This window comes from Shewanella sp. ECSMB14101, from assembly GCF_000773485.1.
Classification (GTDB): Bacteria; Pseudomonadota; Gammaproteobacteria; order Enterobacterales; family Shewanellaceae; genus Shewanella; species Shewanella marisflavi.
In genome coordinates this window covers 149,322-172,162 of sequence record NZ_JSFF01000005.1, presented here as the reverse complement: position 1 = coordinate 172,162, position 22,841 = coordinate 149,322, and the positions used below count along the sequence as shown (strand labels likewise).

At 51.1% G+C, this 22,841-nt stretch carries 23 protein-coding genes; 13 read left to right on the top strand and 10 right to left on the bottom strand.

The genetic code is table 11. From position 1 onward, the window contains the following. Positions 1 to 189: 189 nt before the first annotated feature. A complete protein-coding gene (locus tag NY07_RS06890; protein WP_033538600.1) occupies positions 190 to 1,056 on the bottom strand; it encodes a hypothetical protein in 867 nt (288 codons plus the stop codon). Between the two features lie 105 nt (positions 1,057 to 1,161). Between NY07_RS06890 and NY07_RS19805 the strand changes: the two genes are divergently transcribed. Together NY07_RS19805 and NY07_RS06885 are read left to right on the top strand one after the other, a co-directional pair. Beyond that, positions 1,162 to 1,287: a hypothetical protein gene (locus NY07_RS19805; protein WP_258311728.1), complete on the top strand. Its 126-nt coding sequence runs from the start codon at positions 1,162 to 1,164 to the stop codon at positions 1,285 to 1,287. Further along, a complete protein-coding gene (locus NY07_RS06885; RefSeq protein WP_052125532.1) occupies positions 1,287 to 1,556 on the top strand; it encodes a TapY2 family type IVa secretion system protein in 270 nt (89 codons plus the stop codon). The genes NY07_RS19805 and NY07_RS06885 overlap by 1 nt, the downstream gene beginning before the upstream one ends. Positions 1,557 to 1,635: 79 nt before the next feature. Here NY07_RS06885 and NY07_RS06880 read toward each other — a convergent pair whose 3' ends face one another. The 3 genes from NY07_RS06880 to ettA form a co-directional block, all read right to left on the bottom strand. Continuing rightward, on the bottom strand, positions 1,636 to 2,766 hold the full coding sequence (locus NY07_RS06880; RefSeq protein ID WP_033538599.1) for a PepSY-associated TM helix domain-containing protein: 1,131 nt from the start codon (positions 2,764 to 2,766) through the stop codon (positions 1,636 to 1,638). A 407-nt stretch (positions 2,767 to 3,173) separates the two neighbouring features. Continuing rightward, entirely contained in the window at positions 3,174 to 4,292 is a 1,119-nt protein-coding gene (locus NY07_RS06875; RefSeq protein WP_081953786.1) for a metallophosphoesterase, read from the bottom strand. 229 nt (positions 4,293 to 4,521) lie between these two features. Then, positions 4,522 to 6,186, bottom strand: coding sequence for an energy-dependent translational throttle protein EttA (ettA, locus tag NY07_RS06870; protein ID WP_033538597.1), 1,665 nt, complete (start codon positions 6,184 to 6,186; stop codon positions 4,522 to 4,524). A 231-nt stretch (positions 6,187 to 6,417) separates the two neighbouring features. On the opposite strand from ettA, the gene NY07_RS19525 reads away from it, so the two are divergent. The 11 genes from NY07_RS19525 to NY07_RS06820 all read left to right on the top strand — a co-directional run bounded on the left by NY07_RS19525 (position 6,418) and on the right by NY07_RS06820 (position 14,917). Further along, a complete protein-coding gene (locus NY07_RS19525) occupies positions 6,418 to 6,561 on the top strand; it encodes a hypothetical protein (protein WP_161783155.1) in 144 nt (47 codons plus the stop codon). Positions 6,562 to 6,802: 241 nt separating this feature from the next. After that, a complete protein-coding gene (glyA, locus tag NY07_RS06865; RefSeq protein WP_033538596.1) occupies positions 6,803 to 8,056 on the top strand; it encodes a serine hydroxymethyltransferase in 1,254 nt (417 codons plus the stop codon). A gap of 125 nt (positions 8,057 to 8,181) precedes the next feature. Next, positions 8,182 to 8,652, top strand: a complete 471-nt coding sequence (gene nrdR / locus NY07_RS06860) for a transcriptional regulator NrdR (protein ID WP_033538595.1) — start codon at positions 8,182 to 8,184, stop codon at positions 8,650 to 8,652. Positions 8,653 to 8,706: 54 nt separating this feature from the next. Then, complete coding sequence (ribD, locus tag NY07_RS06855) at positions 8,707 to 9,858, top strand: bifunctional diaminohydroxyphosphoribosylaminopyrimidine deaminase/5-amino-6-(5-phosphoribosylamino)uracil reductase RibD (protein ID WP_033538594.1); 1,152 nt, start codon at positions 8,707 to 8,709, stop codon at positions 9,856 to 9,858. Between the two features lie 2 nt (positions 9,859 to 9,860). Continuing rightward, positions 9,861 to 10,526 carry a riboflavin synthase gene (locus NY07_RS06850; protein ID WP_033538593.1) on the top strand — a complete coding sequence of 222 codons (666 nt, stop codon included), beginning with the start codon at positions 9,861 to 9,863 and terminating at the stop codon, positions 10,524 to 10,526. An 82-nt stretch (positions 10,527 to 10,608) separates the two neighbouring features. Further along, entirely contained in the window at positions 10,609 to 11,712 is a 1,104-nt protein-coding gene (gene ribBA, locus NY07_RS06845; protein ID WP_033538592.1) for a bifunctional 3,4-dihydroxy-2-butanone-4-phosphate synthase/GTP cyclohydrolase II, read from the top strand. 123 nt (positions 11,713 to 11,835) lie between these two features. Beyond that, entirely contained in the window at positions 11,836 to 12,312 is a 477-nt protein-coding gene (ribH, locus tag NY07_RS06840; RefSeq protein ID WP_033538591.1) for a 6,7-dimethyl-8-ribityllumazine synthase, read from the top strand. A 14-nt stretch (positions 12,313 to 12,326) separates the two neighbouring features. After that, complete coding sequence (gene nusB, locus NY07_RS06835; protein WP_033538590.1) at positions 12,327 to 12,731, top strand: transcription antitermination factor NusB; 405 nt, start codon at positions 12,327 to 12,329, stop codon at positions 12,729 to 12,731. Between the two features lie 111 nt (positions 12,732 to 12,842). After that, a complete protein-coding gene (gene thiL, locus NY07_RS06830; protein WP_200884296.1) occupies positions 12,843 to 13,799 on the top strand; it encodes a thiamine-phosphate kinase in 957 nt (318 codons plus the stop codon). A gap of 2 nt (positions 13,800 to 13,801) precedes the next feature. Next, entirely contained in the window at positions 13,802 to 14,296 is a 495-nt protein-coding gene (locus NY07_RS06825) for a phosphatidylglycerophosphatase A family protein (RefSeq protein WP_033538588.1), read from the top strand. A gap of 183 nt (positions 14,297 to 14,479) precedes the next feature. Next, positions 14,480 to 14,917 carry a GFA family protein gene (locus tag NY07_RS06820; RefSeq protein ID WP_052125531.1) on the top strand — a complete coding sequence of 146 codons (438 nt, stop codon included), beginning with the start codon at positions 14,480 to 14,482 and terminating at the stop codon, positions 14,915 to 14,917. Between the two features lie 69 nt (positions 14,918 to 14,986). Here NY07_RS06820 and NY07_RS06815 read toward each other — a convergent pair whose 3' ends face one another. The 6 genes from NY07_RS06815 to barA all read right to left on the bottom strand — a co-directional run bounded on the left by NY07_RS06815 (position 14,987) and on the right by barA (position 22,791). Next, a complete protein-coding gene (locus NY07_RS06815; protein WP_033538587.1) occupies positions 14,987 to 16,201 on the bottom strand; it encodes a hypothetical protein in 1,215 nt (404 codons plus the stop codon). 193 nt (positions 16,202 to 16,394) lie between these two features. Then, positions 16,395 to 18,056, bottom strand: a complete 1,662-nt coding sequence (gene recN, locus NY07_RS06810) for a DNA repair protein RecN (protein WP_033538586.1) — start codon at positions 18,054 to 18,056, stop codon at positions 16,395 to 16,397. An 85-nt stretch (positions 18,057 to 18,141) separates the two neighbouring features. Beyond that, positions 18,142 to 19,110, bottom strand: a complete 969-nt coding sequence (locus NY07_RS06805) for an AEC family transporter (RefSeq protein ID WP_033538585.1) — start codon at positions 19,108 to 19,110, stop codon at positions 18,142 to 18,144. A gap of 108 nt (positions 19,111 to 19,218) precedes the next feature. Then, a complete protein-coding gene (locus tag NY07_RS19160; protein ID WP_081953785.1) occupies positions 19,219 to 19,413 on the bottom strand; it encodes a hypothetical protein in 195 nt (64 codons plus the stop codon). Beyond that, positions 19,413 to 20,015, bottom strand: coding sequence for a YjaG family protein (locus NY07_RS06800; protein WP_033538584.1), 603 nt, complete (start codon positions 20,013 to 20,015; stop codon positions 19,413 to 19,415). Before NY07_RS06800 ends, NY07_RS19160 begins: the two co-directional genes overlap by 1 nt. Next, positions 20,008 to 22,791 (bottom strand): two-component sensor histidine kinase BarA, encoded by a 2,784-nt coding sequence (gene barA, locus NY07_RS06795; protein ID WP_441347683.1) that lies wholly within the window; start codon positions 22,789 to 22,791, stop codon positions 20,008 to 20,010. Before barA ends, NY07_RS06800 begins: the two co-directional genes overlap by 8 nt. Positions 22,792 to 22,841 lie beyond the last annotated feature (50 nt).

Below are 22,841 nucleotides of genomic sequence, written 5' to 3'. Positions count from 1 at the left end.
AAAAACGCAGACGATAGAGCGGCTGAGCAATTTAGCGGAGATGCTAGCGGAATCTCTAATCAGCTAAAAGATAATTTCGAGCCAGATCAAATAGATTGCTCTGTGTACCCAAGACCAATGATTTGCGAGTTGAGTAATTAGAACAAGTAAGGAGGTTCGCTTATGAGCAAACCTCCAATTGCTCTGTATTTATTTAGATGCACCGTAACTTTTATTTATCCATGGGTCGATATTCATTATTTGCTCAATGGAGAATGAAGTCACTTGACCTGATTTAGACGAAGGCTTGATGAAAGGGTAAATTTTTTGGCTGTTAGATACATACGGGAACTTTGTTCTAGCTCTAAATGCAGGTCCAAAAACATAGTATTTCTTGTCTAAATCAAGAGACAGAGAAGTGCCAGTATAAAATCTTTCGTAACCAATGACAGCAAAATGTCCTGTCTCTCCATGAGGGGTTACTGTTGCATAACGAAGTAGTTTCGGTGGCACATAATGAATGAAATTACATGTTTTATTTTTAGACAGTCCAACAATTGTTCGATCGAGTTCACACTGATGGCCATTAAAAGTTAGCGTTGTTTTGCCTTCTTCAAAGGATTTACCGATGAAAGTTAAATCGCGAGTCGTTACTGCTGCTGTGATTAGCTCTTTCTCGATGGCATCAAAAACACCCTGCACATCTGCACCTTGAGAAATAGGGTAATAAACGATGCCGTAATAGGTATGGAGAGGCTTATTTCCTTGGTTAGTGCCAAGCATACTTAAAAAAGCACCGCCAAGACCACCACCAAATGCAGCACCGATGATGCCGTCAGCGGCATAATCTAATGATGTGGGAGAGGTGTCACTGTTCTCTGGCCGTGTGGCATCACGCAGGCCATTGTGAAAGCCTAGAGAGCCGTCAATGACATTCATGGCGAAACTCATATCATCATTATAAACGAAGTCTTTTTTGCTTTGGGGTTGATATGGCTCAGATGTTGAAGCGCAACCAGTAAAGAGGGCTGTGGCGGCAAGCAACGGTAGAAACTTTTTTAATGATAAGTGGTTCATAGTTGTCAGGTTCCTTTCGGTTTCGATGTAGCCAGAATACCACTAGGCAACATTCCTGCCACTGACGGTTAATAGCAAAATTACAAATATGAGAAGTAACTACAAATGAGCCTGAGTGAAGAACAAGCTGGCGCGGCGGGTAGTACCGAAGATCACAATCTTGTTGTGGCATTACCTGGGGCCGGCAAGACTCATACTTGGCTAGGTTGGTGTTACTGGCATGCAGTGTGATGGCTGGGCCGCTGAGGGCCGAACCTCGCGAAGACTATAAGTGTTTTATCGAAACCAATAAGGGGCAGACTTTGGTGCGTTTCTCTTGGCAGCCCAGCAAGGCGCCACAATATAAAAAGCAGCTTATCGGTCGTCAGCTGCCCGCATTGCCGCACACAGATGGTAAACCCATGATGGTGAAGCGTGTCTATGAGTGTGTCAAAAAAGAGGAGGCGTTCAGCACCAGTCAGGGGCGTATACTAGAGCATAGTGAGCCCATGGAGGGCTAATTGCCATCAAGAGTACCATCGAGAGCGCTATCGAGTCGTCATCGAAAAAGCCGGGTTATCACCCGGCTTTTTTATCTTATCAGGCCTTGGCCAAGCTTTCTTTAGTGCCTTGTTTGCCTGGGGTGTCTTTGGCTTGCTTCCCATGGCGCCGTTTTTGCGGTTTGCGCCGCGCCCGCCACATCAGATAACCGGAAAGGGCCATCAGGCTTGGGAAAAAGCCCACCACACACCAGATAATTTTGCTGATAAGCCCGCCAAAGTGACCGTAATGCAGTGGGCGGAAGCTGTCGACAAACTGATAAAGTGCGCCCGCCTGGGTGGCATCGACGCTGGCTGTGAGCTGACCGGTTTTATCATCAAAACTGACGATAGAGCCATAGTCGCTGCGAAACGCGCCGCGATCGCTAGCGGCGCCAAATAGATGGATGCCAGCATAGCTCTTGTCGGGGAAGCGAACATAGTGAGTCTCGAAACCTGGGATCACCTGGCTAGCCTGGGTCAATAGTCCATCGACATCCAGCTGCTTGTTGTAGTAGCTCTGGGTGATGGTGAGGGTCTTAGGATCCGGCTCGTGCCACTCCTCTATCAGATGCGCTATGTTCCACCAGGCGCCGGTGAAGCCTAAGATAAGAAACAGCGGCGCGCCGACGATCCCCAGCATCTTGTGGCTATCGCTGAGAAAGAGTCGCAGACTCTTGCCCCATCTCAGGGTAAAGAAGGTTCTCCAGAACTGACGATGTAGAATAAACCCAGAAAGTGACAGTAAGATCAGCAAGATAGACACTATCGTCGTGAGGACAAGCCCCAGATGATCCGCCAGCAGGGTGTAATGTAGCTCCAGCAGCCAATCCAGCAAGTAGTGACTCAAGCCGACGGGTTGGCTCAGTAGTTCGCCTCGGCTTGGGTCGACAAACAGTATCTGCCAGTCGTAGGTGCCCTGTTTGGCCACATAGAGCTTGTCTGCCTCGCCGGCGTGAGCCGCAAACTGCCAACCAAGGATCTCATGCTGTGGTAACGCCTCATCAGCTGTTCTGAGGAGCTGGGTGAAACTCAGGCGAGTCTCGTTGGCGGCGAGCACCTTTTCAGGCATCAACAGATGTTCAAGTTCATTTTTAAACACCAGCACACTGCCGGTCAGAGCGATAATAAACAGTGGCAGGGCGGCGACAAGTCCGAGCCAGCCATGCCATTTCCATAGGAGACGACGCATAGGATTTAATGCCTTTAGTGATCTGGCGCCTTAGTCTTCTCCCTCGGAGGGGACAAGCTTGGCTAACAAATAAAATCAGTCATCAATCTTAATGAGAATCAATTTCATTATCAACTTGTGTAATGTAAAACGGGTCACATTTATGGCAAAAGGGCTTAGCAAAGGCTTGCCGTCAGACTTGGGAGAGGTGAGGTCAGCGTTTTAGGTGAGAGGAGGTCGGCGTTTCAGGAGGGGCTTTAGTTCGAATCAACAAAGTACAAGGATAGCTTAGGGTTATCGTTCTGGCGTACATGTTTCACTGGATCACTGGAGCATTAGTGGGAAAGCATCTCGTCCTCAGGCTAGGCGTTTAGCCCGAGGACTGCGGCGATAGTTAGCGGCTTGTCAGTTTAAGCATGCTAGTTTTTTTACAGCGGCGTTTGTGTCCCGTCATAGTGACCGCGAATGAGCGTGTCTTCTTCCATGAGCAGCAGCTCACCGGACTGCCCCAGTTTGATGCTACTGTCGATGGCGATAACCCGGTTGTCGAACAGACCAAGCACGCGTGTTTGTGAGGTGTGGCCCACTACAATCCGTTTGACCTTAAAGTAGTCTAGGATGCTGGCCAGTTCCTGGGTATCGAAATTTGGCTTAAAGTAGCCGCGATACCAGGTGGGGCCATTGCCAAAGAAGAGAAAGTTCAGCAGATCATCTTGTTTCAACTCAGGCTTAGATTTGTCGACGTTGTCCCGGTAGAGTCGATTGGCCCTGGCGAGTGTTAACCCGCGGTCGACCCACTCCTTGCTGATGCCACCGTGTAGAAACAGGGTATCGTTTATTTTCACGATAGTGTGCTTACTCCTCAGCCATTGGCCGAGTTCGCTGTCTTGGCCGTAGAGAGCATCATAGCTGCGATTAAGCAGCGAGCTGGCTGTTTGGTATTTCTCGTTGATATAGCGCAGATCGCCGCGCATCACCATCTGCTCGTGGTTACCCATCAAGAGGTGCAGTTGACCACCTGCGGCCTTGGCCTGTTTGTCGAGCTTATACATCAGCCAGAGCACTTCGTTGACCTGAGGGCCACGGTCGAACATATCCCCTGTCATCACCATATGGCCCTTACCAAAGGACCAGTCGTTATTTTTATCTATGATTTTGTGTTGTTGCAGCAGCTGAATGAGCACCTCATATTGACCATGAACATCGCTGAGCGCCGCTATCTTATCGACGCCTTGGTAGCTGTCGGCCAGTATCTCAGTGGCATGTGGATTTAGCTCGGGCTCGGGTAGCTGGCCACAATGGTCGGGGCGGTGTAATTTACCTTGGTTGACGCGGGTCTGCTTGTGCTCGCCTTTACAGATCCAATCGGCCATCTCGGCCTTGGGGTTGAGAAATAGGTAGGGGCCGTCACTAATGCTTGAATTAGTAATCGTTTGAGTCACTGCGTTTGTATCTTGCGCAACTTGAGTCTGGGCGTATGCGGTCTGTAGGGGCAGCAAACTGGTCAGGCACCAGATAGCAGTCTTTAGCGCTGAGTTTACAGGCATTAGCCAGAGTGATCTTTTCAAGACAAATCCTTTTATTATTCTGATCTTGTGGGCGGATAAGCGTTCAATCCTACCACGCTTTTACCTAGGTGCCAGAGAGTTTTGAATGGCCTGTCGGGGGAGGGAAGATCTAGTCAAATGCGATAAAAAAACGGAGGCTTCTGCCTCCGTTTGTCTGGGTTTTTGCTCGACTTAATTCGCTTGGCTTACTTTTGTAAGACTTTGCGAATTAGCTGATGCGCTTGTACTTAAGACGGTGCGGCTCAATCACATCCGTGCCCAGGGTCTCTTTCAGCCAAGTCGAGTATTCGGTGTAGTTACCTTCGTAGAAGTTCACCTGACCCTCATCGCGGTAATCCAGGATGTGGGTAGCGATTCTGTCGAGGAACCAACGGTCGTGCGAGATCACCATGGCACAGCCTGGGAATTCCAGCAGGGCTTCTTCCAGGGCGCGTAGTGTTTCGACGTCGAGATCGTTGGTTGGCTCATCGAGAAGTAGCACGTTGCCGCCCGCCTGGAGCAGTTTGGCCAGATGCACACGGTTGCGCTCACCACCCGATAGGGTGCCGATGATCTTCTGCTGATCGCCGCCGCGGAAGTTGAAACGACCCACATAGGCGCGGCTTGGGATCTCTGTGTTGTTGATACGCATGATATCCTGACCGCCTGAGATCTCTTCCCACACTGTGTGCTTGTCATTCATCGAGTCGCGGAACTGATCCACAGAGGCGATCTGCACCGAATCACCTATCTCGATGCTACCGCTATCGGGTTGCTCTGTACCGGATATCATCTTGAACAGGGTCGATTTACCGGCACCGTTAGCCCCGATAATGCCGACGATAGCGCCCTTAGGAACGCTGAAACTCAGATTGTCGATCAGCACACGATCGCCATATGACTTAGTGAGGTTGTTTACCTCGATCACCTTATCGCCCAAGCGTGGTCCTGGCGGAATAAACAGCTCGTTGGTTTCGTTACGCTTCTGGTAGTCGTTGGTGTTGAGCTCTTCGAAGCGCGCCATACGGGCCTTGCCCTTAGACTGACGGCCCTTAGCACCTTGGCGAACCCACTCAAGCTCCTTAGCAATTGTCTTTTGACGAGCGCTTTCGGCAGCTGATTCCTGTTGCAGACGCGCATCCTTCTGTTCCAGCCAAGAAGAGTAGTTGCCTTCCCATGGGATACCCTCACCACGGTCGAGTTCTAAGATCCAACCTGCGGCGTTGTCGAGGAAGTATCTATCGTGGGTAATGGCCACAACGGTGCCTGTGTATTCCTGCAGGAAGCGTTCAAGCCAGGCCACAGACTCTGCATCCAAGTGGTTGGTCGGCTCGTCCAGTAGCAGCATGTCTGGCTTTTCTAGCAGCAGACGGCAGATGGCGACACGGCGACGTTCACCCCCTGAGAGTACCTCAATCTTCTCGTCCCAGTCTGGCAGACGCAGGGCGTTGGCGGCGCGCTCAAGAATGTTGTCAAGGTTATGGGCATCCTGTGCCTGAATGATGGCTTCCAGTTCTCCCTGCTCTTTGGCCAGTGCATCGAAGTCAGCATCAGGCTCGGCGTACAGGGCGTAGACTTCATCGAGACGGGTCAGGGCGTTTTTGGCCTCGCTGACGGCCTCTTCGATGGCTTCACGTACGGTTTGATTCGGATCTAGCTTAGGCTCCTGAGGCAGGTAACCTATCTTAAGATCTTGCATCGGACGCGCTTCACCCTCAATTTCGGTATCGATACCGGCCATGATGCGCAGTAAGGTGGATTTACCCGAGCCGTTGAGGCCCAAGACACCAATCTTAGCGCCGGGGAAAAAGCTTAAGGAAATATCTTTGAGGATCTGCTTCTTGGGCGGGACTATCTTGCCCACGCGTAGCATGCTGTATACAAACTGAGCCATAAAATTTACTCACTGACGAAACAATGGGGGCAATTCTACTGCAATCGAGTTTGAACTTAAATCGGATTTTTGACGGCTTTAGTGCCTGATTCGATGGCGGCAAACTTTTGTTTCGAGCCTCAATGCCGCATTTGTTCATCAGGACGTAATAACACGGCGATTAATGAAATGAGTTCGCGTTTAATTGGCGTTGACTATTCACCACAACTTGGGCCTGAAACTGCGTGGTGAATGAAACCATTGCAGCTGAGCAAGCTGCTGCATAGATACGCATATCGCTTAAGAGAGGTCGATGGCCGCGAGCAAGGCTGTTGGCTGCAACTTGTTGACCATTACGCAGACGAAATGGCCGTTAGTGACCAGCTTTGTTGTTAAGTTTTCAAAACAGTGTTTTCGTACAAAAGGCTGTAATCGCGCCTTTTTATCCCGCATCAAAGAGTAATTGTTGCAAAACAAGGCGTCAGTGGCGTTATTTTGCCTTAAGGGCCAATTTGATGAGCATTTCTCAGTCTTAATCGCAACTATTTTCATGTCGCAAATGCTGGGATTGTGATCGAATGCACTGTAGAATACCGCGCAACCCTACCTTATAAGACTTTCACAGCTGGAGTGACCAATGCTGAAAAAAGAGATGAACATCGCTGACTTTGATCCGCAACTGTTTCAAGCGATCCAGGAAGAGACTCGTCGTCAAGAAGAGCACATCGAGCTTATCGCTTCGGAGAACTATACTTCTCCTCGCGTGATGGAGGCTCAAGGTTCTCAGCTGACCAACAAGTACGCCGAAGGCTATCCTGGCAAGCGTTACTATGGCGGTTGTGAGCATGTTGACATCGTTGAAAACCTGGCCATCGAACGTGCCAAGGAACTGTTTGGCGCGACATACGCCAACGTTCAGCCTCACTCCGGCTCACAAGCCAACAGCGCAGTTTACATGGCACTACTGCAACCAGGCGATACCGTACTGGGTATGAACCTGGCTCACGGCGGTCACCTGACTCACGGCTCTCCGGTTAACTTCTCTGGTAAGCTATACAACATTGTTCCTTACGGTATCGACGAGTCTGGCAAGATAGACTACGACGAGATGGAGCGTCTGGCCCTTGAGCACAAGCCTAAGATGATGATTGGTGGTTTCTCTGCCTATTCTGGCATCGTCGATTGGGCACGTATGCGTGAAATCGCCGACAAGATTGGTGCTTACCTGTTTGTCGATATGGCACACGTTGCTGGCCTGATCGCCGCCGGTGTTTATCCAAACCCTGTGCCACATGCACACGTGGTAACTTCTACTACCCATAAGACCCTAGCCGGTCCTCGCGGCGGTATCATTTTGTCTGCGGCGAATGACGAAGACCTGTACAAGAAGCTGAACTCTGCGGTATTCCCTGGTGGTCAGGGTGGTCCATTGATGCACGTTATCGCCGGTAAGGCGGTAGCCTTTAAAGAAGCGCTGTCTCCTGAGTTCAAGGAATATCAACAGCAAGTCGTTGTGAACGCTAAGGCGATGGCTAATACCTTCATCGAGCGTGGTTTCGATGTAGTATCTGGCGGCACAGAAAACCACTTGTTCCTGCTGGATCTGATCGCTAAAGATATCACAGGTAAAGATGCTGATGCGGCGCTGGGCCGTGCCAACATCACGGTAAACAAGAACTCAGTACCTAATGACCCACGCTCACCTTTCGTGACTTCAGGTCTGCGTATCGGTTCTCCAGCCATCACTCGTCGCGGCTTCAAAGAAGCTGAAGCGGTTGAGCTGACTAACTGGATCTGTGACATTCTCGATGACATCAGCAATGAAGCCACTATCGAGCGCGTGAAGAACCAGGTGCTTGAATTGTGCGCTAAGTACCCTGTTTACGGTTAACCTTAAGGGTTAAATCGGGTAAACTTCGATGGCCGCTACTGATGTTAATATTAGTAGCGGCCATTTTTGTATCTATTGCAAGGGAAAACTCTCTGAGATACTGATTAGCATTTGCTGGAGGCTCAATGCATTGTCCGTTTTGCAGCGCAACCGACACTAAGGTGATCGATTCTCGTCTGGTGGCCGATGGTCATCAAGTACGTCGTCGCCGCGAGTGTCTGCTTTGCCATGAAAGATTTACCACCTTCGAAGGCGCCGAACTGGTGATGCCCAGAGTGATTAAACAAGACGGTAGTCGCCAACCCTTCGATGAAGATAAGTTACGCGGAGGTATGCTGAGGGCGGTAGAGAAGCGCCCAGTGTCCATGGATGAGATAGAGCAGGCGCTGAGCAAGATTAAATCGACCCTGAGAGCCACAGGCGAGCGTGAGGTGACCTCTAAGATGATAGGTAACCTGATGATGGATCATCTGGTGAATCTCGATAAGGTGGCTTATATCCGCTTTGCCTCTGTATACCGCGCTTTCGAAGATGTGTCCGAATTTGGCGAGGCGATTGCCAAGTTGCAAAACGATAAGGCCAAACCGGCCAAGTAGGACAAATGCGTATCTGGGGCTTCCCCCTTTTTCTGACGAGATGGCGAGCGACACATGGCTTGGTCCAAATTTGATTCCCAGATGATGGCGCGCGCCATCCAATTGGCCCGCAAGGGGCAATACACCACAAGCCCCAATCCCAATGTCGGCTGTGTGATCGTACAAGGGGAAACCCTGGTGGGTGAAGGTTTTCATATCGCCGCTGGTGGTCCCCACGCCGAGGTGCATGCCCTGCGCATGGCAGGTGAAAAAGCTAAAGGTGCCACCGCCTATGTGACCCTAGAGCCTTGCAGCCATTATGGGCGAACACCGCCCTGCGCCGAGGCGCTGATAAAGGCTCAAGTGGCCCGCGTCGTGGTGGCGGTAACCGATCCCAACCCCCAAGTTTCTGGCCGTGGCATCAAGATGCTTGAAGAGGCTGGCATTCAGGTCGAGGTTGGCTTGCAACAAGAAGATGCCGCCGCCCTCAACCCAGGTTTCATGAAACGTATGCGTACCGGCCTCCCTTGGGTCAGCATCAAGCTGGCGGCGAGTCTCGATGGCAAGACGGCGCTCTCTAACGGCGTCTCTAAATGGATAACAGGTTCAGAGGCGCGCCGTGATGTGCAGCGTATGCGCGCCCGTTTTGATGCCGTCGTGACCGGCATAGAGACGGTACTGGCCGATGACCCAAGTCTTAATGTTCGCCATCAGGAGCTGGGCGGCTTGGGTGAGCAACTAACCGATGCCGACATTCGTCAGCCACTGAGAGTCGTGCTCGATTCTCGCGCGCGCCTCGGGGCTAAGCCTAAGCTGTTTGACACAGATTCGCCCGTGCTACTGGTGAGCTGCCAGCCCTATCCTGACGCCGTGGTGAGCGCCTGGCCTGAGCAGGTGAGTCAGTTGCAACTGCCGAGCGATAATGGACAGGTGCCGTTAAAGGCGCTGCTTGAACATCTGGGCACTCAGGTCAACAGTGTGATGGTCGAGGCCGGGGCGACCCTGGCCGGCGCCTTTATGGCACAAGGGCTTGCCGATGAGTTGGTGTTGTATCAGGCACCGAAAATCTTAGGTGGCCATGGGCGAAATCTATTGGCATTGCCAGACTATACTGAGATGGCGCAGTTGCCTGCCCTAAAGCTTTGCGATGAAAGGCGCGTTGGAGCCGATAGACGTTTTACCTTTCAATTGAGTCACAATCATTTACCTAGCGATAAGAGTAGTTAGTCATGTTTACTGGGATAATTGAGGCTGTAGGCAGCCTGAGAAAAATTGAACGTCGCGGCGATGATATTCGCCTGACGGTGGCTAGCGGCAAGCTGGACTTAAGTGACGTTAAGCTGGGCGACAGCATAGCGACCAACGGCGTGTGTCTGACCGTGGTTGAGCAGATGGCCGATGGCTATGTGGCGGATATTTCTGCCGAAACCGTTGCGCTTACCGGCTTTGCTCACTATCAGGTGGGACAAAAGGTTAATCTGGAAAAGGCGGTTACCCCCACAACGCGTCTTGGTGGCCATATGGTGAGTGGTCATGTCGATGGTGTGGCCAACGTGGATGACAGACAGTATCGCGGCAAGGCGATCGAATTCTGGTTGACCCCGCCTAAGGGATTGGCGCGCTATATCGCCCATAAAGGTTCTATCACCATAGATGGCGTCAGCCTGACAGTAAACGAGGTTGATGGTGAGCGTTTTCGTTTGACCATAGTGCCCCATACCGCCAGCGAAACGACACTCATCGATCTTAAGGCGGGTGACAGGGTCAATATCGAGGTGGATCTGATCGCCCGGCATTTGGAGCGCTTACTAAGTTTTCAGTCGGCAGAGGAAAATCCAGCCAAAAGCTCAGCAGTCACTATGGATCTGTTAGCTCGCTCCGGCTTTTTAAGATAGACGCTGGCAATCCCAGCCAATAGCAGATTAAATAACTCCTACTATAAAAATATTTCAAGGTCTAACAATTCAAGGTCTAACAATGGCACTACACAGTATAGAAGCGATTATCGAAGATATCCGTCTGGGTAAGATGGTTATCTTGATGGATGACGAAGATAGAGAGAACGAAGGCGATTTGATCATGGCCGCCAACCTGGTGACGCCCGAGGCGATCAATTTTATGGCCACCTATGGCCGCGGCCTCATCTGTCAGACCATGACCAAGGCCCGCTGCGAGCAGCTTAACCTGCCGCTGATGGTAACTAACAACAATGCTCAGTTCTCCACTAACTTCACCGTGTCTATCGAGGCGGCTGAAGGTGTGACCACGGGTATCTCTGCCCATGACAGAGCCGTCACCGTTCAGGCGGCGGTCGCCCGTGATGCTAAGCCATCTGATATCGTGCAGCCAGGGCATATTTTCCCACTGATGGCCCAAGAGGGCGGAGTACTGATCCGCGCTGGTCATACCGAGGCCGGTTGCGACCTGGCTCGTTTGGCTGGTCATGAGCCGTCGGCCGTGATCGTTGAGATCCTTAATGAAGATGGCACCATGGCCCGTCGCCCAGATCTTGAGGTGTTTGCCGAGAAGCATGGCCTTAAGATAGGCACCATTGCGGACCTGATTGAATACCGTAACACCAAAGAAACCACAGTGGTGCGTGAGGCCAAGTGCAAGCTACCGACTCGTTTCGGTGAGTTTGATATGATCACTTACCGCGACACCATAGATAACCAGTTGCACTATGTGTTGGTGAAGGGCGAAGTACAGCCTAATGCCTTGGTGCGTGTGCATCTGCAAAACACTTTTAATGATTTGTTGCATTCAGAGCGTGATGAGAAGCGCAGCTGGCCGCTGGAAAAAGCCATGGCGCGTATTGCCGAAGAAGGCGGCGTGCTAGTAGTACTTGGTCATCAGCAGAGTAACGAAGAGTTGGTTGCTAAGGTAAAAGCCTTTGAAGCTGAAGATAAGGGCGAGGCGGCAGCGCCAGCTCAGTGGCAGGGCACTTCACGCCAAGTGGGTGTGGGATCGCAGATCCTGGCCGATGTTGGTGTCACCAGTATGCGTCTGCTCAGCTCGCCTAAGCGTTATCATTCACTATCGGGCTTCGGTTTAGAAGTTACTGAATATATTGCAGAATAATTCACTCGGATAGGATTTCACCTATTTGATATAAATTGCATGGGGATCAACGCCGTAGGCTGTGGTATTATACCGCCTCTTTTTTCCCGTGCCGGGTTTGTTAAGCTAATTTAGGTAAGATAAATGAACGTAGTTCAAGGTAATATCGAGTCGAAAAATGCCAAAGTGGCAATCGTGGTATCACGTTTTAACAGCTTCGTGGTTGAGAGTCTGCTAGAAGGCGCGGTGGATACATTGAAGCGCTTCGGTCAGGTTGCCGATGACAACATTACTGTTGTTCGTGTACCTGGTGCCGTAGAGCTGCCACTTGCGGCACGTCGTGTTGCAGCAAGCGGTAAATTTGACGGCATCATAGCGCTGGGCGCCGTGATCCGTGGTGGCACGCCACACTTTGATTTTGTTGCAGGCGAATGTAACAAGGGATTGGCTCAGGTAGCGCTTGAGTTCGATCTTCCTGTGTCATTCGGTGTTTTGACCACAGATACCATTGAACAAGCTATCGAGCGTTCTGGTACTAAAGCAGGTAACAAGGGCGGCGAAGCGGCACTTGGTCTGTTAGAGATGGTCAATGTTCTGCAAGAACTAGAACAGCAGTTGTAAGATTAGGAACCAAAATGAAACCTTCAGAGCGCCGTAAAGCCCGTCGTTTAGCGGTACAAGCTATCTATTCATGGCAGCTAAGCGGTAATAATGTTGCCGATGTGGAGCATGAATTTCTCACCGAGCAGAAGATCGATGGTGTCGACGTTAGCTATTTCCGTGAATTGCTATCAGGCACCACGACTAAATCGGCTCAGTTGGATGAGTTGATTATCCCTCACCTCGAGCGCCCATTCGATGAGGTTTCGCCTATCGAGAAAGCAGTGCTGCGCATTGCTGCCTATGAGCTGACTTTCCGTAAGGATGTACCTTACAAGGTGGCGATTAACGAGGCGATTGAACTAGCTAAGGCCTTCGGGGCTGAAGATGGTCACAAGTTCGTTAACGGCATTCTCGACAAGATAGTCGCTAAAAAGTGATACAGTAAACGGCGTCCCAGGATGCCGTTTTTTATGTACAGGTTTAGCCTCGACACCTCCCTCGTCAAAAAGTGTGCTAGCTGATTAACCCTTACTATGGTTCTTAAGACTGTGAAAGAGTTTAAACTAATAGATCATTTCTTTGCCAACCTTGGTCAGACCCGCCGGGACGTTCATCTTGGTATTGGTGATGACTGCGCCCTCGTCCAGCCTGCCGAGAACAAGGCGATAGCCATCTCTTGTGATACCTTGGTTGAAAATGTGCACTTTTATGCAGACATGCCTGCCAAGGCATTGGGTTATAAGGCGCTGGCGGTTAACCTGTCAGACTTAGCTTCTATGGGGGCTGAGCCCGCCTGGATGACGCTCGCGCTTACCTTGCCCGAGGTAGATGAGAGCTGGCTCGAGGAGTTTAGCCAGGGGCTTAATGAGGCGGCGGAGTATTATGGCGTTGCGTTAGTGGGTGGTGATACCACGCGCGGTCCTAAGTCGATCACTATCACGATTAATGGTCAGGTGCCAGAGGGCAAGGCATTAACCCGAGGCGGTGCCAAGAATGGTGATTGGATCTATGTTACCGGTTCGCTGGGTGATTCGGCCGTCGGACTGGCTATTTTAGGCAATAAGCTGGCCATTTCGGGCGCGGCGCGGGAGCACTTTATTCAGCGTCACTATTTCCCCACCCCTAGGGTATTGGCGGGGCAGTCGCTACGGGGCTTGGCCTCAAGCGCCATCGACCTGTCAGATGGCTTTGTTTCAGACATAGGTCATATTCTTAAGCGTTCGGCGGTGGGCGCCGTGGTGGATGTGAATCGTTTGCCTTTATCTGCCCAGATGCGCGAGTCTCTCGATGAGGCCGAAGCATTGGGTTATGCCCTGACCGGTGGTGAAGACTACGAGCTACTGTTTACCGTTCCCGAGGCCCAGCGCGGCGCATTGGAAACGGCGCTGGCTCACGCTGGCGTGAGCTTTAGCCAAGTTGGCCAGATAGCTACAGGTGATAAGCTGCGCCTTATCAAAGATGGCGAGCCTTACGCACCGACAAATTTTGGTTTTGAGCACTTTTAAGCATGCAGTTATGGTCAACCGATCCGGTTCTTAAAAAACTTTCGTTAGCAAATCCTATTCATTTTTTGGCACTGGGATTTGGCTCAGGTCTTGCGGCCAAGGCGCCAGGGACCTTTGGTACCTTGGCGGCTTTCCCCCTCTACTTCTTGATGGTAGGACTGCCGCTCAGTTGGTATCTGGGACTGACCCTGCTTAGCGTACTCGCCGGTTTCTACATCTGTGAAAGGGCGTCTAAAGATATGGGAGTGCATGATCACGGCGCTATTGTCTGGGATGAGGTGGCAGGGCTGCTTATCACCCTCATCGCCGCGCCAGCAGGCTGGACCTGGTTGGCGGTTGGTTTTGTGCTATTTCGCTTCTTCGATATCCTCAAGCCTTGGCCTATCAAGGTATTGGATGCCAAGGTCCATGGGGGTATCGGCATTATGATAGACGATGTGCTTGCTGGGGTGTTTGCGTTTTTGTGCTTGCAGGGGATTGTCTATCTGGTTGCATAGAGATTGGCTTGCCCAATTGTCATTGAGTTCAAATTAAGTTCAAATTAAATCCCGAGTGTCGAAGACCAGAGTGTCAAGACAATCGGGATTTTTGTTTTTTAGCACAGCAGGGAAAATTTGATTTGTTGTGGGGCATAAATATATGCTCAGTTTTAGTTGCTGTCAGGCAAGAGGAGACAGGTTATGGATGATGAGAGCCCTAATCAAAACAAGTCGGACTTTGAGTTCAGTGGCAGTTGCCTTTGTGGCGGCGTGGCCTTTGCCTTAGTGGGTCGTTTCGATGCATTTTATTTGTGTCACTGTAGCCGCTGTCAGAAGGGCACAGGCTCGCTTCATGGAGCCAATCTGTTTTCCAATCATTTAGCCCTCAGCTGGCGGCGAGGGGAGGCGTTAGTTCAACATTTTCAACTGGCGAACAGTCGGCATAGCCGTTGTTTCTGTAAGGTGTGTGGCTCGCCTATGCCTTACCGGCTGGAGGCGTTAAATCTGATTGTGGTCCCAGCTGGTTGTCTGGATGTCGAGGTGCCTATTGCGCCGACAGCAAAGCTTTTTATGGCCGAGCGAGCAACCTGGGGTCAGGATCTATTAGCTGTGCCCGGTTTCGATCGCATACCGGAATAAACTTATGCGTTAAAGATCCCCTGATATATGTCAGGGGATGAGAGTAAGACGAAGATCGAATCAGAAGGCTTATTCTTCTGGCGAGTTCTGCCTAGCGTCTTCACTAACCTCAGTTTCCATCTCAGCTGAATTGGCAGGGTTAGCGGTTAAGCGTCTAATAAGCTCCTGGCGCTGTGATTCCAGGTTATTAGTGCGGGCCTGGTAACCCTCAAATGGTGGCACGCTGGAGCAGAGGATAAATTTCCCCATGGGATTGTAAGCGTACCCAATTAGAGTCGATAGCGAGAGTTCATTGGGGCACTGCTTGATGCTTGTCTTGCCAATTAAGATATCCGCGTAGCGGTTGGCGGTATCCTGTGGCTGCATCAGTGGCATCAGGAGTGCCTCGACTATTTGAGTGGTGATGTCTGCCTTGTCGTCAACGCCAGAGACAGCCTTAGATATTTTGGTAAAGTAATGCCATTCACCTCTCTTGACGCGTTCAAGGGATAAGACGCCCTTGGGCATAGGCCGTTGCCAAAGGCTGGGCAACAAATAGTCTTCGCTCTCTCTATTCATCTGTTCGATGAGCGCTTCACCCAGCTTCATGTTTTGTTGGAGTATCGAGATGGCCATGAGTTTGTTGTGGAGCAAGTTTATTTGTGTAGATGCCTGCAGCCAGAATCGCATATCCTGATCTATATCCGCCAGAAACATGCTAGGTTTGTGGCGGTTTTTCAGAAAGCTATTGAGGATATATAGATGCTGCGCTGCTATAAGGCGGGCTCCGGGGATTGGATTGATAAACAGATTAAAGTGCGTGTCATCTTGCCAGTGCCTAAGGGAGATTAGAGTACGGTAACGCTCAATCAACCAGGCATAGTCTTTAATAGTGAGTTGTAGTTCGTTTGATTCGGTGAGTAAGTTTATACATTCGCTCAGATAACCTTCTTGACTGCGACAAGTCGGAAGTGTTGACTTAGGCAGCTCAAAGGGATGGGGAAAGGCCTTTTCGGGCTGCTGCATCACATCCAACTGTTTGAGCGCTTGATAGCGTTTAAGCCCGAGAGCCATCGGGTCATCATCTTTCGGCGCATCAAAGCCAAAGGCGTAAAGATAAGGGTTGTGTTCAAGATGCTGACTCAAGGCGGCCTCTTCGGCGTTTACCTGCTCAAGATAGGCGCTCGCCTGCGCTGATGGCTCGCTATCTTGCAGATTGACCAAGAGTAAGATGAGATAGCCGCCGACGGGAATGAGTAGCAGGGTGAATAAGATCCATTTCAAAGCATGTAAAAAATGACGCATTTCAAATCCTTGTGGTGTTCGATGCCGTATCGACAGTAGAGCACTCAGTCTATCAGAGTCAGCTTTTTTTGTGCAAATAGCTGTGCGTTGGCGAGACCTGCTATCGGACACAAATAAAAAAGCACGGCTAGAATATTGCCGCGCTTTGCTTGCTAACTAGCCTAATGATGGCCAATTTTTTGATCTTACTGGCTTAGCCCTGTAGTAACTCTTTGGCATTGGCCAGGGTGTTGTTGGTGATGACATCGCCGCCCAGCAGGCGAGCCAACTCTTCGATACGTTGGTGCTTGTCCAGTGGCACCATAGAGGTCTCGGTTTGACCGGCCTTGCTCTGTTTGTTGACGAACATATGTTGGTGACCATTACCAGCGACTTGGGGCAGGTGAGTCACACAGAGCACCTGAGTCGATTCGCCCAAGCTGCGCAGCATCTTGCCGACCACGGCGGCGGTAGGACCTGAGATCCCCACATCGACCTCATCAAATATAAGTGTAGGCGTCGCTACCTTCTTGGCTGTGATCACCTGAATACCCAGACCGATACGAGACAACTCGCCGCCCGAGGCCACTTTGGCGATGGGCTGCAGCGGCTGCCCAGGGTTAGTGGTTACCTGAAACTCCACCGTGTCGCAGCCGTTGGGCGACATCATTTCGGGGTTAAACTGCACGTCGATGACAAACTTGCCCTTGGGCATGCTGAGTTCGTGAATCGAGCGGGTTACCTGCTTGTCTAGCTCCTTGGCGTAACGTTGGCGGCTCTGGCTGAGTTTTTGGGCATGAGCGATAAAGCTCTCGCGGCAACTTTCAAGCTGCTGAGCGATCTCATCGAGTTTCTCTTCATCTGAGTCCAGTTCGCTCAGCTCCTGGCTCAGTGCCTGATGGTGCTGATAGAGATCTTTGGGGCTTACATGGTGCTTACGTGCCAGCATCATGATTTTCGATAGGCGCTGCTCCAGGGCGGCAAAATGATCTGGGTCCAGCTCCAATCTATCTAAGTAACGTTGTAGTTCGCTGCTGCTCTCCTGAACCTGGATCAAGGCGTCATTGAGCATGTTACCCACCCCTTTAAGCTCAGGATCGTAACCTTCGAGCTCCTGGGCTTGATCTAGGCTCATGTTGAGCAAAGATTCGATAGCGCCCTCTTCGCTATCCTGCAAGAGGTAAAGGGTGCGCTGACAGGCCTGGATCAGCGCTGTGCCGTTGGCGAGTTTCTTATGCTCGGCCTCTATTTCGTCAAACTCTTCTTCGCCCAGGGCGAATTCGTCCAGCTCTTCAACCTGATATTGCAGTAGTTGTTTGCGGGCGATGCGCTCATGTTGCGACTGCTGCAGTTGGCTCAGCTCCTTTTGGATCAGCTTAAAGCGCTGGTAGCTGGCGCTGCAGGCTTCGAGCAGCATCTTATGGTTGGCGTAACTGTCGAGCAGGGTAAGTTGATGCTCACTCTTTAACATAGCGTGATGAGCATGTTGGCCGTGGATGCCGATAAGTAGCTGGCCTAAGGCGCGCATCTGATTAAGAGGCACTGGATTACCATTGATGTAGGCGCGTGAGCGTCCATCGCTGCCAATGGTGCGGCGCAGTATGCATTCGTCGTCAAGCTCAAGATCATTGTCTTCTAACCAACGTCTGGCCAATGGGATATCGTTGAGGGCGAAGCGAGCACTGACTTCTGCCTTGGTGGCGCCCGGTCTGACCGTGTTGGCATCGGCGCGGTTACCCAGGCAAAGCCCTAAGGCATCGATGGCGATCGATTTACCTGCGCCAGTTTCACCGGTAATGCTGGTCATTCCGGACTTAAAGTCGAGTTCTAAAAAGCGGACAATGGCAAAGTTATTGATGCTGAGCTGACAAAGCATGATGACATCCTTTTACAAAGTACTGTATTCATGCACAGTATATACTGATTTTTTATACAGTAAATACCTGTGTGCTTTTTACCCGTTAAAATAGATTTTCACCGCCAGAGAGTAACCAGTGGTGCAGTAAGGGAATGGTGACAAAGCTAATGACTATCCCCAGACTGATGGTTTGTGCGCTACTGGTGGCGCCCACGTTAAACCTGTGTGCCAGCAGATAGACGCTGGCGGCGGTGGGCAGCGCCGCCAAGAGCACTCCCATCTGTAGTAGTGGCCCTGAGATGCCAAGGGTGCTGAGCAGTAGATAGGCCAACAGGGGCTGCAGTAGGAGTTTGCTTAGGTTAAGCATAGTCAGTTCGACAATGCGCGACTGGCTTCCTGCTGCGTTGCGGCTTCCTTGATTGGCTTTACACAGCACCATGCCGATGGCAAACAGAGCGCAGGGGCTAGAAGTCATGCCAAACTGCCTGATGATATCGGCGATGGGGCGATACAGCTCTATGTGGGCCGCCGATAAAGCAACCCCCGCTAAGCTACCCAATATGATGGGGTTTTGGATTAGGGCGAAGAACACTGTCTTCAGCGCACTGTCGGTTTGTCCCTGAAACAGCGCCAGCTGGGCCAGTACAATGGCAAATACCGTAACCGACAATAGGCTGGCCAGCGCAGCGGCGGCCAGGGCCAGTTGGTCGCCGGGAAATAGCATCATCATCAGCGGTATACCGATAAACGAGGTGTTGCCAAAGGTAGTGTTGAGGGCGCGGATGGCGGCTAAGGGTTTGTCTTTGGGCTGCATCCAGAGGGAAAATAAGCCTGTGATCAGATAGATAACGGCCATCGCCAGACTGTAGCCGCCGATAAAGCCCCAGTTAGTGATCGCTTCAATTGGGGTTTCGGCCAGCACTATCATCATGATCGCGGGAAAGGCGATGTAGTACACATATTGGTTGAGCACATTGTCGCTGCCCTCGGGCAGTAGCCGGGCTTTCTGTACTATAAAGCCGGTGATCATGATGCCGAACACCACTATCAGTGGCGAGAGAGTGGGTAACATAGACAGGCTGCTTCCTTGGCGTGAGTCTAGCGGGGGGAATATCCGCTTTAGCTTAATACTGACCTTAAGGTTAACACTTAGCCTGGCGAGTCCCTATAACGCGAAAGTCTAATGCTGGGGGCCTGGTCGCCTTTGTAGAGGCTTGGGTGGCGGTAAGATGCCAAGTTCCTGATAGAAATGGATCTGGCGTCTGAGTTCAAATAGGGAGCCGACGCGTCGCTGCTCCCCGATAGTCAGACACCAGGTATTAGTTAACCCATCCGGGTTAGTGAGCACAAATCCTTGGTAGATAAGTTTGCGCATCACGCACCCACGGAGATCCCTATGTTGGAAACGCCTGACTGCACTATCTCTTTGCGCAGTGCCTTGACGAAGTCGGCAGTGATTTTAGGATTTTCTTCGATGATTTCCAGTAATGATGCCTGCAGGGTTTTCTCTTCCTGCATCACCTCATGATTGAAGATGAACTCATCCAGCGCTTCTTCATCCATCTCCTCATCGACTGTTGCCTCGATGTAGTTGGCTACGGTACTTGAGGAGAGTTTGCTGATATTGGTGATATCGTCTTCTACCTTGCTTTGAATGGCGCTTAGCAAGGAGGTTAGGGCAACGGCGGCATCCATGGCCGGGTAGACGCCATAAACATCGAAATCGGCAGGCTCAGGCGTGTTGAGATCCAGACGCTCCAGGTAGAGTTCAATATTGAGCTTAAGCTTTTGATCGTACATAGATTGCCACAGCAGGTTAAGCAGGGTGTCTAGCACTTGAGGATCGCCAAATTCGCACACTTCGCTAAACAACTGATAGTTGGGATACATGCGCTGACACAGGGCGATGGCGAAGAGCTTCTTCTGCTCCAGTTCGAGGGCCTTAAGGCGTTTAAAAAAACCGGGTTTATTACTCATCGATCACATCCATAGATAACTGGGCTATTACTTGATTTGCGGCAGATTCTACCTTAGAAAGCTCGTCAAGTAACTCAAGTATTTCCGGCTCGACCAGATCGACACCGGCATTTTGCTTGAGTGACTGTTCAATCTCTCGACAGAGCCGCTGAGTGGTAGGTACGCCGCAATAGCAGCTGGCGCCGTGGAGCTTATGAACATGGGCTATCATCGCCTCACTGTCCTGATGTTCCAAGGCGGTTGAGATATTCTCTCTGGTTTCGGGCAGCGAATCGAGCAGCATCTGCAACATCTCTAGTGCCAGACTGGTTTTCTGGTTGGCCTGGGTCAGGCAGAGTTCCCAATTAAGGGTGTGCTGATCGAAGTGGGTAAACTGAGGCCTTGTCTTCCAGCGGCTGATCACGCTCTTAAGCGCTGCCTCATCGATAGGCTTTGGTAGGTAGCCGTCCATGCCGCTCTGGTCGATACGTTCTCGTTCTTCGGCAATCGCGTGGGCAGTCACCGCCACTATGGGAGTATTGCGGTTGAGCGAATACTCGCGTATCTGCTTGGTGGCGCTAAATCCGTCTGTGCCGGGCATCTGAATATCCATGAAGATAAGGTCGAAGCTCTTTGCCTTAGCAAGCTCTACCGCCGCCTGGCCGTTGTTGGCCACAGTCACTTTGGTGACTAGCTCCTTGAGCAGGGTATCAATGAGTTTCAGGTTGGCCGGATTATCATCCACCGCCAACACGCTCATGGGCTCACGAATCTGAGTTGCCTTCACCGCTTCTTTAAAGGGCATGGCTTCATATTGAGCGCGGTGGGGATTAATTAGGGTAACGGCCAGGGCGCGCTCGCCTACAGGCGCCTGCATCACCTTGTCGACGTTTGGCTGGATAAGGTTCATCTTGGCGGCGCTATCGCTGCTACTACATATATAGAGGGTGTAGTCGCTGATTTGGGCAATCTTGTTGAGTACCTCTAGCAGTTCTGGGCTGCTGGCCAGATCGTTGCAGCTGATGATGGCGTAGTCGAAGTGACGTTCCTCTTCACCGGCAATACGGGCCAAGTCCTCGGGTGTGGTGATGCTGACACTCTGCATCCCCCAATGCTGCATTAAGTTTTCGTGTACCTTGCGTGAAAGCTTGCGTGGCTCGAATAACAATACTGTCTTATCGATAAGCTTGTCGGTTTCCAGCGCCTGACTGATAGGGTATTGGCTTAACTTAAGTGGCAGTGTGAACCAGAAGGTGGAGCCTTTATCCGGTGCCGAGATACAACCAATCTGTCCGCCCATACGATTGATCAGTCGCTTGGTGATGATGAGACCAAGACCTGTGCCGCCAAAACGGCGCGAGATAGAGGAGTCAGCCTGACCAAATGCCTGGAATAGCTGGGCCTGATGCTGTTTGTCTATGCCTATACCTGTATCTGTCACTTCACAGCGAATATTGATCTTTTCCGGCTCCTCACTGGTGAGGCGTATCTTAAGGTGAACGCTGCCGCTGTCGGTGAACTTGATGGCATTACCCACCAGATTAGTGATCACCTGGCTAACCCGCAGGGCGTCACCCGAGACGTTATCGTTGATGCTAGGTTCTATGTCGACCACGAGCTCGAGGTCTTTGTCCTTGGCGCTATTGGCCAGCAGAGAGATGGTATCGTCAATCACCTCGCGCAGGGCAAAAGGCATGTTCTCCAGTTCCATCTTGCCCGCTTCCAACTTGGAGAAGTCGAGAATGTCGTTGATGATCCCCAGCAGGTTAGTCGCGCTCTTTTCTATGGTCTTGATGTAGTCCTGCTGACTGGCATGCAGTGGCGTTTTGAGCAGCTGTTTGGCAAAACCTATCACCCCGTTGAGCGGTGTACGCAGTTCGTGGGACATGTTGGCTAAGAACTCAGACTTGATGCGGCTGGCCTCGAGGGCGCGCTTTTTGGCCAGATCCAGCTCGACGTTTTGGATCTCAATCTGCTCTAGGGTTTCCCGCAGATCTGAGGTCGCCTGGTCAATATTCTGCTGCATCTCCTCATGGTATTCCGACAGGGAGCTTGCCATGGCATTGATACCACGTTTGAGCAGGTCCAACTCACCGATCAGGTTGCCATCGACCCTTGTGTCTAGCTTACCCTCACGGATCTTGGCCACTACGCGCACCATTTCAGTGATGGGGTGAGTGACGTTTTTTACCAGGCGGAAGGTAAAAAGTAGGTTCAGCTGTACGCCGATCAGCACTATGATGAAGGCGGCTACTGCTGCTCTGTGCTGTTCCAGCAGAGCGTTTTCTTTGTTGAGCAACACGGCAATATAGCCAAGCTTGGCAGAGTTAACTTGCTGGGCCATGGTGTTGCTGTCGTAGGGGCTGACCAAGAGCTCGCGCTGGCTGGAGAAGATGGGACTGCGCATAATAATGCTGTCGCCAAAGGGTTCAATTGCTGTGATCTGCAACGAATCTATGGGCTCGTTATAGCGCATAAATTCATGATTTTTATAGTGATGCGAGGTCACTATTACCCGGTTGTTGGTGTCGAAAATGGCGATAAACTGCACCAGATTAGACTTGTTGAGTTGCACCGAGGTGATCAGGCGTTTGGTGGTTTCGAAATTTTTGGTTTCCAGGCCAATTTCAGCGGAAATGGCCAAGGGCTCGATGATATTGCTGCCCCTTTCGATTAAGCTTTCTTCCAGTTCATAGAAACGATTTATGGTAAAATAGCTGCCAAGCAAAATACCAACCAAAATAGTGGGCGCTAATGCCAGCACGAGAACCCAGGCTCTCAGGCTGTATTTAGTCATATTATCTGCACTATTCATGGAGTTGGTTTTATTCGTCTGCGTTGGTTATA

Bases quoted from the DNA above. Each gene is read 5' to 3' on its own strand.
- nrdR (WP_033538595.1), top strand. From the start codon at position 8,182: ATGCATTGTCCGTTTTGCAGCGCAACCGACACTAAGGTGATCGATTCT.
- ribD (WP_033538594.1), top strand. From the start codon at position 8,707: ATGGCTTGGTCCAAATTTGATTCCCAGATGATGGCGCGCGCCATCCAA.
- NY07_RS06800 (WP_033538584.1), bottom strand. From the start codon at position 20,015: ATGAGTAATAAACCCGGTTTTTTTAAACGCCTTAAGGCCCTCGAACTG.
- ribBA (WP_033538592.1), top strand. From the start codon at position 10,609: ATGGCACTACACAGTATAGAAGCGATTATCGAAGATATCCGTCTGGGT.
- NY07_RS06825 (WP_033538588.1), top strand. From the start codon at position 13,802: ATGCAGTTATGGTCAACCGATCCGGTTCTTAAAAAACTTTCGTTAGCA.
- NY07_RS06890 (WP_033538600.1), bottom strand. From the start codon at position 1,056: ATGAACCACTTATCATTAAAAAAGTTTCTACCGTTGCTTGCCGCCACA.
- ribH (WP_033538591.1), top strand. From the start codon at position 11,836: ATGAACGTAGTTCAAGGTAATATCGAGTCGAAAAATGCCAAAGTGGCA.
- recN (WP_033538586.1), bottom strand. From the start codon at position 18,056: ATGCTTTGTCAGCTCAGCATCAATAACTTTGCCATTGTCCGCTTTTTA.
- glyA (WP_033538596.1), top strand. From the start codon at position 6,803: ATGCTGAAAAAAGAGATGAACATCGCTGACTTTGATCCGCAACTGTTT.
- nusB (WP_033538590.1), top strand. From the start codon at position 12,327: ATGAAACCTTCAGAGCGCCGTAAAGCCCGTCGTTTAGCGGTACAAGCT.
- NY07_RS19525 (WP_161783155.1), top strand. From the start codon at position 6,418: ATGAAACCATTGCAGCTGAGCAAGCTGCTGCATAGATACGCATATCGC.
- ettA (WP_033538597.1), bottom strand. From the start codon at position 6,186: ATGGCTCAGTTTGTATACAGCATGCTACGCGTGGGCAAGATAGTCCCG.
- NY07_RS19160 (WP_081953785.1), bottom strand. From the start codon at position 19,413: ATGCGCAAACTTATCTACCAAGGATTTGTGCTCACTAACCCGGATGGG.
- NY07_RS06850 (WP_033538593.1), top strand. From the start codon at position 9,861: ATGTTTACTGGGATAATTGAGGCTGTAGGCAGCCTGAGAAAAATTGAA.
- NY07_RS06885 (WP_052125532.1), top strand. From the start codon at position 1,287: ATGGCTGGGCCGCTGAGGGCCGAACCTCGCGAAGACTATAAGTGTTTT.
- NY07_RS06820 (WP_052125531.1), top strand. From the start codon at position 14,480: ATGGATGATGAGAGCCCTAATCAAAACAAGTCGGACTTTGAGTTCAGT.
- NY07_RS06815 (WP_033538587.1), bottom strand. From the start codon at position 16,201: ATGCGTCATTTTTTACATGCTTTGAAATGGATCTTATTCACCCTGCTA.
- NY07_RS06875 (WP_081953786.1), bottom strand. From the start codon at position 4,292: ATGCCTGTAAACTCAGCGCTAAAGACTGCTATCTGGTGCCTGACCAGT.
- NY07_RS06805 (WP_033538585.1), bottom strand. From the start codon at position 19,110: ATGTTACCCACTCTCTCGCCACTGATAGTGGTGTTCGGCATCATGATC.
- barA (WP_441347683.1), bottom strand. From the start codon at position 22,791: ATGACTAAATACAGCCTGAGAGCCTGGGTTCTCGTGCTGGCATTAGCG.
- NY07_RS06880 (WP_033538599.1), bottom strand. From the start codon at position 2,766: ATGCGTCGTCTCCTATGGAAATGGCATGGCTGGCTCGGACTTGTCGCC.
- NY07_RS19805 (WP_258311728.1), top strand. From the start codon at position 1,162: ATGAGCCTGAGTGAAGAACAAGCTGGCGCGGCGGGTAGTACCGAAGAT.